Annotated in this window: 8 protein-coding genes and 2 pseudogenes; 2 read left to right on the top strand and 8 right to left on the bottom strand. The window is 60.1% G+C overall.

The window, feature by feature from the left end:
- Nucleotides 1–13: 13 nt before the first annotated feature.
- Together IPM54_40345 and IPM54_40340 are read right to left on the bottom strand one after the other, a co-directional pair.
- Nucleotides 14–1392 (bottom strand): annotated as a pseudogene (locus tag IPM54_40345) (DUF1552 domain-containing protein).
- On the bottom strand, nucleotides 1389–3083 hold the full coding sequence (locus tag IPM54_40340; protein MBK9266023.1) for a DUF1592 domain-containing protein: 1695 nt from the start codon (nucleotides 3081–3083) through the stop codon (nucleotides 1389–1391). Before IPM54_40340 ends, IPM54_40345 begins: the two are co-directional and overlap by 4 nt.
- Nucleotides 3084–3375: 292 nt before the next feature.
- Here IPM54_40340 and IPM54_40335 point away from each other — a divergent pair, with 292 nt between their 5' ends.
- Complete coding sequence (locus IPM54_40335; GenBank protein MBK9266022.1) at nucleotides 3376–3621, top strand: hypothetical protein; 246 nt, start codon at nucleotides 3376–3378, stop codon at nucleotides 3619–3621.
- A 35-nt stretch (nucleotides 3622–3656) separates the two neighbouring features.
- Nucleotides 3657–5528, top strand: a complete 1872-nt coding sequence (locus IPM54_40330) for a hypothetical protein (protein ID MBK9266021.1) — start codon at nucleotides 3657–3659, stop codon at nucleotides 5526–5528.
- Between the two features lie 4 nt (nucleotides 5529–5532).
- Here the strand turns inward: IPM54_40330 and IPM54_40325 are convergent, their stop codons facing one another.
- The 6 genes and pseudogenes from IPM54_40325 to IPM54_40300 all read right to left on the bottom strand — a co-directional run bounded on the left by IPM54_40325 (nucleotide 5533) and on the right by IPM54_40300 (nucleotide 13392).
- Nucleotides 5533–5928 carry a hypothetical protein gene (locus IPM54_40325; GenBank protein ID MBK9266020.1) on the bottom strand — a complete coding sequence of 132 codons (396 nt, stop codon included), beginning with the start codon at nucleotides 5926–5928 and terminating at the stop codon, nucleotides 5533–5535.
- Nucleotides 5832–9473 carry a protein kinase gene (locus IPM54_40320; protein ID MBK9266019.1) on the bottom strand — a complete coding sequence of 1214 codons (3642 nt, stop codon included), beginning with the start codon at nucleotides 9471–9473 and terminating at the stop codon, nucleotides 5832–5834. Before IPM54_40320 ends, IPM54_40325 begins: the two co-directional genes overlap by 97 nt.
- A 145-nt stretch (nucleotides 9474–9618) precedes the next feature.
- Nucleotides 9619–10247: pseudogene (locus tag IPM54_40315) on the bottom strand (glutathione S-transferase N-terminal domain-containing protein).
- 79 nt (nucleotides 10248–10326) lie between these two features.
- Complete coding sequence (locus IPM54_40310; protein MBK9266018.1) at nucleotides 10327–11439, bottom strand: serine/threonine protein kinase; 1113 nt, start codon at nucleotides 11437–11439, stop codon at nucleotides 10327–10329.
- 42 nt (nucleotides 11440–11481) lie between these two features.
- On the bottom strand, nucleotides 11482–12894 hold the full coding sequence (gene glnA, locus IPM54_40305; protein MBK9266017.1) for a type I glutamate--ammonia ligase: 1413 nt from the start codon (nucleotides 12892–12894) through the stop codon (nucleotides 11482–11484).
- 159 nt (nucleotides 12895–13053) lie between these two features.
- Nucleotides 13054–13392: a P-II family nitrogen regulator gene (locus tag IPM54_40300; GenBank protein MBK9266016.1), complete on the bottom strand. Its 339-nt coding sequence runs from the start codon at nucleotides 13390–13392 to the stop codon at nucleotides 13054–13056.
- Nucleotides 13393–13429: the final 37 nt, after the last annotated feature.

Below are 13429 nucleotides of genomic sequence, written 5' to 3'. Positions count from 1 at the left end.
GATATTGTATCGATCAAACCATGATTTCCGTCAAGAGGCCTTTCGCCAAACTCGAGTCGCCGAAATCATCGAGCGGTCCTCCTGCGCCGTTTTTGCAGCCCATGGCCGCGCCGATGGTGCTCAGGAGCTTGTTGTTGGCTACGCCGCCGACATCGACGAATTGTCCGGTTTTCAAAAACCCGGATGCACCACCTGCAAGAATGTACGGCACGTCTTGGTAACTGTGGTAGAGGTTCGACAAATCGTTTAGCCAAACCACGACGCCGAAGTCGAGCAGCGGACCCGAGCCCAGGTCGTAGGCGGAGAGTTTGTCGAGCAGGTACTTGAAGTGCCGCGCGTGAATGCGGTCGATTTCGTGGTGCAAGAACATCGCGCCGTCGATCGGCGGCCCTTCCGAACCGTCGCTATCGATGCGATGCGATATCTTGTGAAAGCTCTTTTGTTTTACGCCATTGATGGTGTATTCGGTGGAATCGTTTCCATCGCCGATTTGCAACGTGACCGCACGCGTAACGCCGCAAGCCATGGCCAGGGCGATGATGTCCATTTGCATGCGCGTGACGGTGGGGATGTTGTCGTTGGCCCTGCATGCGGCCGCAATTCCCTCCATGAGCCCCACTTCGGAATCCGACAACTTGCACGCCAATGACACCTCGAGGTCGCGAATGCTTTGGAAGTGCAAGTCGAGACGATCGCGATCGGCTTTGGCAAGGTCGGTGCGCGAAAGCAGCGCTGTCATTTGATCGCGCACGAGGTCGTTGACGCTGGCGCGTTGCGTGGCGAGCTTTTGCAGGGCTTCCTGATCGAGGTTTGCCAAGCCAAACAAGGCCATGTAAGCGCTGTGCGGGTTTTCCTGGGCCGCTCGGAGCTGTTTTTCCCCGCGATACGACATGACTTCATTGATGTAGCCGCCCTTTTTGCCCGCATACAATGCAAGAGGCTCGACGCCGGGCGCATTGAGCTCGCGGGCGATGCGGTTGTCGATGGATTCGCCCATCGCGAGGGATTCATTGCCCGATGGATCCAGCGACACTTGAGCCGCCGTGAGGCATTGGTTTCCACCGCCAGAATGGCCACAGCCGTTGCCCGGAAAGGCAAAGTTGACGCCTTTGACGAAAATGAGCTTCGACGCATAATCGGCGAGCTCGCTGAGCGTTTTGTCGCTCTCGGCAAGCAGGGATTCTTTCGTGATGATGCCCGTTTGCGCCGGCCAGAACATTTCCGGCTCGTCATTCGTCTTTTGCACGACGCCATTGGCTTGGCGAATGAAAATGGCAAACGGAGGGACGTCCCCCGGTCCCGCTTCCGCCTTTTTCGGCGACAAACTTTCGAGGAATGGGAGCGCCAGCGTGGCTCAAAGAGACCTTTGAGAAAACGGCGACGCGACTTCATTGGGCCTCCACGGTGCGGCGAGTCAGGAAAGCATCGGCAAGAATGAGGTCGAGGACGAGTTGTCTTGTGGGCGCTCCATCGCGTGACGCAGTGGCCAATCGATCGAGCAGGGGTTTGTCGTCATCGGTGGCAGAACGGCCATAAGCAAATTCGAGCCAATGTTGTGAAAAGCAGCGATGTGCTTCCGCGCTTTCGGCCAGAAGTTTGCTGAATTCGACGGCGTTGGCGAAGGGGACCATTTGCCCCCCGAGCGGGTAGCTGTCGGCTGCATTCACGGGGAATGAATTGTCGGTCATTCGGTATGCGCCGATCGCGTCGTAATGCTCGAAAGCAAAACCAGCGGGATTGATGAGCGTCGCGTGACAAGACGAACCGCAGGTCCCTTTGCCCGTGTGCGCATCGACGAGCTCGCGCGTGGTCTTGTTTTCGCCTGGCGGCAATGGCTCGATGTTGTTCGGTGGCGGCGGGAGCTTGGCGCAGAGCATGCGCAGATTCACGAATACGCCGCGATGAATCGGGTCGGATGCGCGAGCGGTCCCATTGGCTGCGAGGAATCCGGCGCGTGTCAAAATGCCGCTACGCTCGACGGGATCGAGCTCCGTTTTCACGAATTCGGTCGTGAACGTGCCGGTTATGCCGTAGATCGGTGCAATGCGCTCGTTGACGAACGTGGTACGCGACGTCAAGAGCTCGGTGAGACCACCGTCTTGTGTAAAAATCACATCGTCGACGAAGAGCCGTGCTTCCTCCGCCAAGTCGGCTTTCAGGTCGGCCGTGAAGTTGGGGAAAACCGCGGGATCCTTGTAGAGATCGCCATAATGATCCCAATCGAAGAGCTGGCTGTGAAACGCCGTGACGACAGCTCGCGCTCGCGGGTCTGCGAGCATTTGCTCGGCGCGTGTGCGAACGCCCTCGATCGTAGCGAATTCACCGGCGGCGGCGGCGTCGAGAAGCGCGTCGTCGGGCATCGTATTCCAAAGCAAATACGATAGCTTCGACGCAATTTCGTAACCTCCGAGCGGAATGAGGCCATCGGGACGAGCTTTGCCGCTTTTCTCGACGCGATACACGAAATGAGGTGATTGCAAAAATGCTTGCAAAACGATTTGCACCCCCGCCTCGAACGGCGTCCCTCCCAGCACGGCTGGACCTTGCGCAAAAATGGCAAGGTGATCAGTGATTTCTGTCTCCGTGAGCGGCCTTCGATAAGCGCGGCGGCCGAACTCTTCAATGAACGTTCGCGCTCGGGCCGCATCGCCCTGACCCTCATCGGCAGGCACGATGAGCGCGAATTTCGCCGGATCGGTAACGACCATTGCGGCGAGTTCTTCGGCAGCTCGTTGATAATCGGCCCACAATCCAGGCGTAACGGCGAGTACGGATTCGTTGTTGTCGAATATACCACCGAGCGGATCGCCGGTGAACGAAGCCGACAATCCGGGGCGATCGGACAACCGCAAGAGGTCACGCATCGAATTTTCCCACTGATCGTGCGTGAGTCGCGGGAATGCGCTGCGCAGCGCCACGGTTTCAACGCCGGATCCCGCAATGCCACCGGGAGGCTCGTCACCGATTACACCGACGCAGGAAATCGTTGCGAATGGCAGGATGCATGCGAAGGCGACGGTCGCCGCATGCAGACGCGAAGTTTTACGGCGCGTCGCTCTTTCAAGGCCCGGGGGAGGTTCCATCTTGGCCATCTCCTTGTGATTCCAACGCCAGACTAAATAACGTGACGCTACGTTGTCTAGTGGAAAGCATGGAAATATTCGTGTGTTGTTAGTACAATCTCTACGGAAAATTCTTTATGAGGCCCTTCGCACGGATTGCCGAGCGCTTGTGACGCCGCGGCTGATTCTGTTGCCCCACGTTCGTGGTGTGCTGCGACCCGAATCGTGCAAGGCACTTGTCCAGTCTGCCAAATGCGGTTTATCGTGCTCCCGGGGGATCGCGCGATACGCAAGATCCCCCAAGGAGCCACGCATGATCCCCTCGAAAGTTCGCTTTGCCTCGGCGCTCGCGTCGTTGCCGCTCGTTCTTGGCGCAGGTGTTGCACTCGGAGCCGAGCCGAAGACCGAGGGACCGGACAAACCTGCATCGCCGAGCGCGCCTGCGGGTTGGGCCAGCGAGCTCGATGCATTGTCGAATGGATCGCGCAGCGCGACGGTGGCGGCAAATGCATCGCTCGATGCTACGCGCTCGAACGATTGCGCCTTTCCGGCAGCGTAGGCGAAGGGCCCCTCGAATTCGAATTGGTTGGGCGCGTGCTCGCCGACGGCGCCGTGGACATTCCGCTTTTTGGTCCACCCAAAGACGTGCGCCTCGAAGACGTCACGGAAAACGACAAGGACGCGAGCATCGGTTTCGAGCAGGATCGCTATTTTTTGCACACATCGGCACGCAAGTTCGTGCTTCGAGGCAAAATGGTGCTCGGCAGCGACTTGGCGCTCATGATTCCCGGGCCGCTCAATACGCTCGAAAGCAACTTTTCTGCCGGTGCCGTCGTGGAAGGGTCGCGTTTGTCCGGGTTATCTGGCACCACGATTCACTTGAGCCGGCAAGAAAAAGCCGTCGAAACAGGTCCGACCGTATTTCAGCTCTCGCGGGCCGTGCGCGTGGGGCGCGAAACGACATTCGAATATCGACTCGTGATGCGTTCGGGCAAAGACTTGGGCGTCGTGCGCTTACCGTTGTCGCTGGGCGAAAAAGTGCTCGATGTGACGAACGCGGCGGGATTTCGCATCGAAGACGGGGAATTGGTCCTGCCCACCTCCGGTCGCAGCGCCGAAATGACCATTACGGGAACGCTCGCCAAGTTCGATTCATTGGTCGTCGACGCTCGTTCGCCTTATGAATGGTGGCTCGTTGAAAGCGATCCGGAGCATCGCGTGATCGTTTCGGGAGATGCTCGGCAAGTCGATTCGGCCGAATCGCCCATTCCGCGTACGCAGCCCACGTCGCGCCTATTTTTATTGCAAAAAGGTCAAAAAATGAGCGCCAACGTGACCACATTGGCCGCCGTGGACGCGCTCGCAGCGGTCGTGCAATCGCATCATCGCACGGTGGTGCTCACGGCACGTGGAGACGTCGTTGCGGACGATCGCGTGCATTACGAAAACAATGGCGTCGATTATTTGGCGTACAATCCGTCGGGCCGACCGATTTACCTGGCTACGTCGGGCAAAGCGGAGCGCATCATGCGCCAAGGGACGGAAAATGAAGAAGTTTTGATTCCGCTTCGAACGGGAAGCCAAAGTGTGCACGTGCAATCGCTGGCACAAGCGGGCTGGAAGCCCTTTTTCGGTTCGGTGACCGTTCCCATGCCATCGTATGCGCTCACGTCGAGCCGCGTGGACTTGACGGTGGGTTTGCCCATGGGATACTTTCCGCTAGCATTGCTAGGAGGCGATCGGCCGAAATGGGCCGTCGGAGGAAGCGATCTCTTGGCAGCGGGCATTGGCGTCGCCGTAGGCGCTGCCGCGGTTCGTCCGGGTACGGAGACGAATCCGAAACGCCTGCGTGCCATTCGAATTCTTGCAGGTTTGCTCCTTGGTGCATTGTGGTTTTTATGGCAGCCGGGGTTCGTGCTGACGCTCGTGGGATTGGGCATCTTCGCGATGATATGGCTCGTCGGGCGGTTCTTGAAAGGAGCGGCGCGCGTGGCCACGACGGTCCTTTTGTTTGGGGCCCTGGGGTTTGTCGCGTTGATTTCCCTTTTTGCCGTCACATCGCGAGCTCCAATGAAGAGCGCGAACATCGATTACGAGCCTTCGCGCGCTCCAGCGTCCGTCGACGCGCCCAAGGCTGAGGTCGATGCGCGCACGGGCAATTTCATGGGCGGAAAAGAGGGCGGCGTGTTGCAGGGCGTGACGCCCGTGCCATTGCCGCTTCCGAGCTACAAGCATTCGATGTCTGCGAGTCGGGAGCTTGTGACGAAGGATCGTCCGTTTCGTCCGGTGATGTATTACATGACGGACATGGTGGCGCTGCCGGTGGGGCTTTTGTGGCTGGCAGGTCTTGGCGTGGTGGCGGCTGCGCACAGGCGACGCATTGCGGAAACGTATGCGCGGATCAAGGCGAAGTTGTCGGCGCCGGACGAGAAGGCGGACGAGCCGGAAAAACCGCGCGACGAATGAGCCGTCAGGCGCTCGTCAATCCAATGCGCTCGCGCACGTCGATGTCGCCGAGCCATTCTTTTGCGAGCGCAAACAGCCGTGCGTGTGGGGGCACGTTCGTCACGTAACGCTCGCGTGCCGATGCATCTGGGATGTTGTTCATGCGCAGGCGTAGCTTGTCGAGCGTAACGAGGAGAGCGCCGCGAGCGGCTTCCGGTTTGCCTGCGGCGTGAAGCGCTTCAGCGTGTGCCAGGCGCAGGTGAATCTCGCCCACTCCGCCGACACCGAGCGTTTCCAGTCGCGAAATCGCTTCCTGCGCGATTGTCAGTGCCTCGGCTGGGCGATTGGCTTCGAGCAGAATCGAGACGAAGAGCGCGACGATATCCCACGAATACGTCGCGAAGGGGTAGGCTGCTTCCACCGCTTTGCGCGCTGCATCTTCAGCGGCCACGATGTCGTTGCGCCGTCGTGCAACGTCCGCAATGACCCCGTATGCCAAACCCGTAAGTGATTGGTTTTCGTTGCAATGACTTGTTCGGCAAGGGCCAGCGGTTCGTGCAGCGATTCCAATGGGCCGTGGCATGCGAGCAGGCGCGCGAGGTACAATCGGGCGTACGCCCAACTCATGGCTTCGTTGCAGCGTTCTGCTGCTGCGAGGTTTTCCCTGAGGAGCACTTCGGCCTGGGTGATTTCACCGAGGTCCATGAGCGCTTTGGCATGATACACCGCCGAGAGTATTGCGACTCGCGTGAGGCCCGCGTCTTTGCACGCATCGAGCGATTCTCGATTTCGGAGGAAACACGTATAGGGAGCTTCTTCGATCAAATGGGCGTGGTTGCCTCGAGCGCTTTCGTAATATGCCGCAGCCCTTCGTTCACTGGCGGGCAGGGTTCGGATGATTTGCTCGGCGCGCCCCAGAAAGGCTTCGCAAGCCGCTCGTTGCCCCATGATTCCGCAAGAAATCGATAACCAACACATAGCGGCTACATAATGAGAAGCTGCGTCCGAATGCGGGTTGGCACCGGCGAGACGCGTGCCGAGTTCGAAAACCAGCTCCTGCTTTCCCGTCAATGCCGCCGCGGGCAGGAGCTGCTGCAGCAGATGGCACCAGCGTTTGCTTCCCACTTCGAGTAGCTCGATGGCTTCCGTGCCGATTTGCAGAACGTCCGCGTATTGTTCCCGCCATACATACGCGTCGGCTTTTGCCGCAAGCAATGCCCCGCGGGACGTTGGATCGGGATCGAGCGCGAGCCCACGTTCGGCGATGGAGATCGTGGCTTCCGCGTCGCCATTGTCACAAGATTGCTCGGCTGCACGTGCAAAATGCACGACGGCACGCGCCGGATGCTTCCCTTGCACGAAGTGTTCTGCAATGACCAGCGTATCCTGCTCGTGCATGGCTTCCAAGTATTCGCCTGCCAACCGATGCCCTTGAACGCGGTCGTCTTCGGTGAGCAGGCCGTACGCTGCATCGCGCGTCAATGCGTGACGAAAGCGGTATTCCGGTTCCTGGGGAAAACGGCTTTCGCGGCGCAATTCGAGAATTTCGGCCGCCACGAGTGAACGGAGAGCGTCGTCGAGACCGGAATGCGGCAGCGTTGCGCCGAACAACGTGCGCATTCCACCGAGCCACGAGGTTTCACCAAAAATGCTCGCGCACCGCAAAACTCGTCGCGTGTGCGGTCCGAGCCGCCCAATGCGCGCCTGAAGCATCGCAAGCACCGTCGCCGGCGCCTCGTCACCATGTCCTTCCGCAACGCTTCGAATGAGCTCTTCGAGAAAAAGCGCGTTTCCCTCGGATTGGCTCACGATGCGTAAAACGACGTCCGTTGCGACGTCTGTACCGAGAACTTGTCGCACGAGGCGTTCACCCGCTTTGCGGCTCAGCGGGCGCAATACGACCACTTGTGCACGGTTGTTCCAGAGCTTCGGAAATACCTCGTTCACTTCGGGACGCGCCAATGCAAGAACGAGCAGCCGCTGCTCGTTCAGCTCCCGCAATGCAGCTTCGACGAGTTTGACCGTGAGCGAGTCGCCCCAATGCAAGTCCTCGAGCACGAGCATGACGGGCGCGGCGTCACATTCGGCACGTAAGAAATCAAGAAATGCCATGGTGATTTGATCCGCCATGGCGACGGGATCCTGCCGTGCAGCGCGCAATTTGAGATTGTCGTCGGAGAAAGGAATGCCGCACATTTCGCCCAAAAATGAGGCGACTCGCAATTCGTCCGAAGGAACGTTTTTCGCAATGCGCCGCGCGAGTTTGCTCTGACGAACGGAAAGCTCTTCGCCTTCGGCAATACCTGCACATCGTCGCAATGCTTGGCCCACGATGCCATAGGGCGAACCAGCGCTCATCGGATCACCCTGGCCAAGCAGCACGAGCGGCGGATCGTCACGACTTTCCGCGCGTCGAATGAATTCATGCCGCAATCGAGATTTGCCCGTACCGGGTGGCGCAATGACCAATACCGCACGCGGCGACGCTTCTTCGATTGCACTCGTCAGGGCCAGGTCGAGTACCCCAAGCTCCGATTCGCGACCCACACATGGCGTGGGTTTGCCCAAAAGCGGCCGAGATGGATCGAGCGTCGAATCTTCGCTCGTGAGCGCGTATGTGCCCGACGCCATTTCGTGAACGCGAAAACGCGCATCCAAGAGACCCCGAGTCACGTCGTCGAGCAAAATGTGTTCGGACGAATTCGAATGCCCCGGATGATGCAATAACATTGCCGCTCGATCGAGCACTTCGCCGATCGGCAAAGCTCCGTGAACGCGACCGCGCCCCGTGCAAACCGCAATGGATGCTTCGGGCCAGAGCGATTTCAACAAAAGGGCCGCTCGAGCCGCAAGCGCCGCTTGATCGGTAGCTGCTCCACGCGTGTGCACGAATGCAGCGACGAGGGATCCGTCTGCCATGATTTCGGCACGAGCGCCAAATTTCGTCAATTGATGCGACAGCTCGAGCAGGCGCGCGTTCGTCGTTCCATCGGCCACGGATCGGACGGCACCACTTGGCCCCGAAGGAGGCGAGGCAACGAGCACACTGGTCAGGACACGTTCGTCATCGACCGGCTCCGAAGCCTTTTTGACGTCGACATGCGTATGCCCAAGCGGATCGATCACCGTCAAATCAATCGATGCAATCGCTGCGGCGACGGCACTTCCATGGGGCAAACGATCGGCGGGATTGCGGCTGAGCATTCGAGAAAGCAAGACGTCGACGGCATCCGGTATGTCGGGACGAACGTCACGCAATCGAGGTGGATCGGCAAAAAGTATTTTTGCAAGGACGGCGACCAGGTTTCCGCCGCTGAATGGTGGGGTGCCGGCGGCGCATTCGTGTAGAATACATCCGAGCGAAAACACGTCGGCAGCCGGCCCCAATTCCTTGTCGGCACGAGCTTGTTCCGGAGCCATGTACGCGGGCGTTCCCACGATGACGCCGGTTGCCGTGAGCGGACGCGTCGCTGCATCCAGTTGCGCAATGCCAAAATCGAGGAGCGCGGCATCTGCGACGGATCCGCCGCGCAAAAACACGTTACTCGGTTTGACATCGCGATGCACGATGCCGCGAGCGTGCGCATAAGCGAGCGCTTCGGCCACGCAGCGCACGAGCGTGAGCGTTTCCGACAAACTCAACGGGCCCCGAGCGAGACGCTGCGCGAGATCCTCGCCTTCGAGCCACTCCATCGCAAGATACGGCTCGCCCGACGCGGTCACTCCATGCGCAACGTGCTGAACGATGCCCGGATGGTCGAGCTCGGCAAGCACATTTGCTTCACGCGTGAAGCGTTCGAGCTGCTCGGTGCCGCCCGATTGCTGAAGCAGCTTGATCGCGACCGCTCTGCCGCTTCGTTCGTCGCGAGCGCGATACACCGCCCCCATGCCTCCCGTTCCGGCGATGTATTCGAGGACGAATCGATCATCGACGCGGGTATTCAACAGAGCTTGTGACGCGGGCACACGACCTCCATCGACCGTTCCCTGGCGGCGCAGAGTATCAATGGATGGGCAAATGTGTGGGATGCTCTGGCTATCGTGTGAAGGCGGATGCCATCAATGACGGTAGGAGTGTTCCATTACGAGGTTGCGAGACCACGCAGTGGTTTCAAGCACTCGTGCTCTTGCCGAGCGCCTTGAGCCACGACGGCCGCTCGAGCACCCGCGACGCCCAAGCGCTCACGTTCGGACGCTCCGCAATGATGTCGCCCGCCTTCGTGTCGAAAAGGTATTGCAGGTAGGGCGCGTAGCTGATGTCGGCGAGCGTGAAATCGCCCACGAGGAAGTCTTTCCCTGCGAGCGCTCGTTCGATCACGTCGAGGGCTTTCGCCGCCTCCGCTTTGCCGTTCGCGATCACGTTGGGATCCGGCGTCGCGCCTTTCATCGGTGCGAAAAGACTTCGAGGATCGCCTTCATCGCAGGCGGGCTGAAGTACGACTGCTCGACGCCGATCCACTGCTCCATCCGCGCGCGGTCGCGAAGATCCTTGGGCGTGAGGCTCACGCCAGGCAGCTTCGCATCGAGATACCGAATGATGGCGCGTGACTCGTACAGCTCGAAGCCGTCGTCGTCCAAGACCGGAACGACCCCAAACGGATGCCGCGCGAGGTGATCGGCTCCTTTTTGAGCACCCTTGAAGATGTCGACCATGACAAACTCGGCGGAGACGCCTTTTTCAGCGAGCGTGCACAGCAGCTTGCGCGTACACGTGCTCGCCGGATGACCGTAAACCTTCATGCGAAACCTCCTCCCGCGGACAAACGGGTCCTCGTGGTTCCGCTTCAATACTCGCGTGCCGCGGCGACGTCCATGACTGCTAGCGGAGCAGGAATTTGCTCAGCGCAAACAGCGCCACCATGCCGAGCGCCACACCCACGGCGGCAGCGATGACCAAGACAAACCTGCCCTGCCACGGATCGGATGACGCGCCATTGAGCTGATACCGCTGGCTCGTCGCCGTGCGCGCATGTGGCGCGGCTGCTGGCAATCGTGACACGACGGGCATCGGTGCCGGCATCGGCGCGGCCGTGGGCGCGATGGGGTGATTGCCGGTCGGGATCACCTGCCGCGCAGGCTGCATTTCGAGCAGCGCTGCTTCGAGGCGTGCCGCAAGCGCAGTCGTCGTCGGACGCCGTTCACGTTCCCGACGCAAACAATCGTCGATCAATGTCGCGAGCGTTGGCGGCAAGTCCGCACGACGCGACAGCGCAGGGTCTGCATCACGCGTCATGATTCGAACCATGAGCGCGTTGTAATTCGGTGCTTCGTGCGGCAGCGTGCCTGTGAGCGCTTCGTAGAGCACGACACCGAGCGACCAGACGTCGGCGCGACCGTCGATGTCTTCGCGCCCAGCCGCTTGCTCGGGACTCATGTACGCCGGCGATCCGACGACAGTACCCGTGCGCGTCAGCGTCATGTGCTCCGCCGCGTTGCCCTCGACCATCTTGCTGATGCCGAAGTCCAGAATCTTCAGCACGAGCTGTCCCGTGGATCCGCGATGCGCGTAGAGGTTCGCGGGCTTCAGGTCGCGGTGGATGATGCCTTGTGCATGCGCGAGCTCGAGCGCGCGGACGACACCGATCATGAGCTCGGTGAGCACGCGTGGATCGAGTGTCCGTTCACGAGCGATCCATTGATCGAGCCCTTCGCCGTGGAGCAGCTCGAAGACCAGAAAGGGCGAGCCGTCTTCGGCCTGACCGAGGTCGAGGATCTCGGCGATGCTCGGACTACGGACCCGTCCGCTTGCCTTCGCTTCGTTGAAGAAACGCTGGAGCTGGACGGAGTCCGTCGCCACATCGGGATGAAGGATCTTGAGCGCGACTTCGCGGTCGATGAGCTCGTTCTTTGCAGCCCAAACGGTTCCGCTCGCGCCTGAGCCGAGCAGGCGGACGAGCCGATAACGAGACTGGAGCAGATCACCCGGATTCAAAGCAGGTCCGCGCGAGGATACCCCAGCTTGGGCACAATCGCGTCAAGTGTCGTAGTAGAGGAAGAACTCGTGGGGAACAGGCCGGAGCCTGACGGCATCGACCTCACGTTCACGCTTGTATTCGATCCACGTCTTGATGACGTCACGCGTGAAGACGTCGCCGCGCAGCAAAAACTCGTGGTCCCGTTCGAGGGCCGAGAGGGCTTCGTCGAGCGACCCGGGGCACTTGGGGACGCTTTCGAGCTCTTCGGGTGAAAGGGCATAGATGTCTTTGTCGAGCGGATCGCCGGGATCGATGCGGTTCTGGATGCCGTCGAGGCCGGCCATCATCATCGCGGCGAACGCGAGATAGGGGTTGCACGAAGCGTCCGGGAAGCGGACTTCGATGCGACGACCGTTTGGCGAGTTACCTGCGGCGACGGGGATACGGATGGCGGCCGATCGATTGCGGCTCGAATATGCAAGGTTGACAGGAGCTTCGTAACCAGGAACGAGGCGCCTGTAGCTGTTGGTCGTGGGGTTTGTCAGGGCCGCAAGAGCTTTGGCGTGCTTCAGGATGCCGCCGATGTACCAGCTCCCGACATCGGACAAACCCGCATATCCGTCACCTGCAAAGAGCGGCCTGCCTTCCTTCCAAAGCGATTGATGCGTGTGCATGCCGCTGCCGTTGTCGCCGAAAAGAGGCTTGGGCATGAACGTCGCCGACTTGCCGTTGCGCTTGGCGACGTTTTTCACGACGTACTTGAACCACATGAGGTTGTCGGCCGTGGACGTGAGCGTCGCGAACTTGAAGCCAATTTCGCACTGCCCAGCGCTCGCCACTTCATGATGCCCAACCTCGACGTTGATCCCCGACTCGATGAGCGTCGTCATCATGTCGGCCCGCACGTCGACGAGCGAGTCGTTCGGCGCGACCGGGAAGTAGCCTTCTTTCGAGCGGATTTTGTGACCGAGGTTCGGGCCGGCTTTGCTCATGTTCCAAGAGGCCTCTTCCGAATCGAGCTCGAAGAAACCCGTGCGCGGCGAGCTTTCGTAACGAACGGAGTCGAAGACGAAGAACTCGGCCTCGGGGCCCATGAACGCCGTGTCGGCGATGCCCGTTGCCCGCAGGTGGTTTTCAGCTTTCTTCGCGATGTACCGCGGGTCGCGGCCATAGGGCTGACCCGTGATCGGATCGGAGATCTTGCAGATGAGGCTCAACGTTTTTTGCGCGGGAAACGGGTCGATCCGTGCGGTCGTCGGATCGGGAGTCATGAGCATGTCGGACGCGTTGATCGGCTGCCATCCGCGCACCGACGAGCCATCGAAGCCGATGCCCTCTTCGAACATGTCTTCCGACAGTCGGTTGGCAGGGATCGTCGTGTGCTGCCAAATGCCGGGCAGATCGATGAACTTCAGGTCTACGAACTTGCAGTCGTGATCTTTTGCGAATTGAATGACGTCTTTCGGTTTCATGACTCTTTCCCAACTTCTCGTGCGTCCACCACGAACAACTCCGACGTGCGGGGACAAGCGCGTGGCGTTTGTCTCGCCTGACCCCCAACCTGCTCAGATGGCAAATGTCGACTTTCCGCGCGCCCGAAATCGTCGGTCGCGACGTTCGACACACGCCACCTAGATCGCGTCTTCGCCCCGCTCTCCAGTGCGGATGCGGATGGCTTCATCGATCGAGCTGACGAAGATTTTTCCGTCGCCGATACGGCCCGTTCGGGCGCTTTTCTCGATGGCGTCGATGACGTTCTGGACGAGGTGAACCGGCACGACGATCTCGAGCTTCACCTTGGGAACGAAATCGACCACGTACGCGGAGCCGCGATAGACTTCCTTCTTGCCGCCCGTTCGCCCGAAGCCTTTGACTTCGGTGACCGTCATGCCCTGGATGCCCACCTCGGCGAGGGCGTCTTTGACCTCGTCGAGTTTGAACGGTTTGATGATTGCTTCGACCTTCTTCATGGCCCGACCTGCCCGTGTCTACGCCGCCGTGCGTTTC

This window comes from Polyangiaceae bacterium (assembly GCA_016715885.1).
Classification (GTDB): Bacteria; Myxococcota_A; Polyangia; order Polyangiales; family Polyangiaceae; genus Polyangium.
This window is presented reverse-complemented; position numbering and strand designations above follow the sequence as displayed.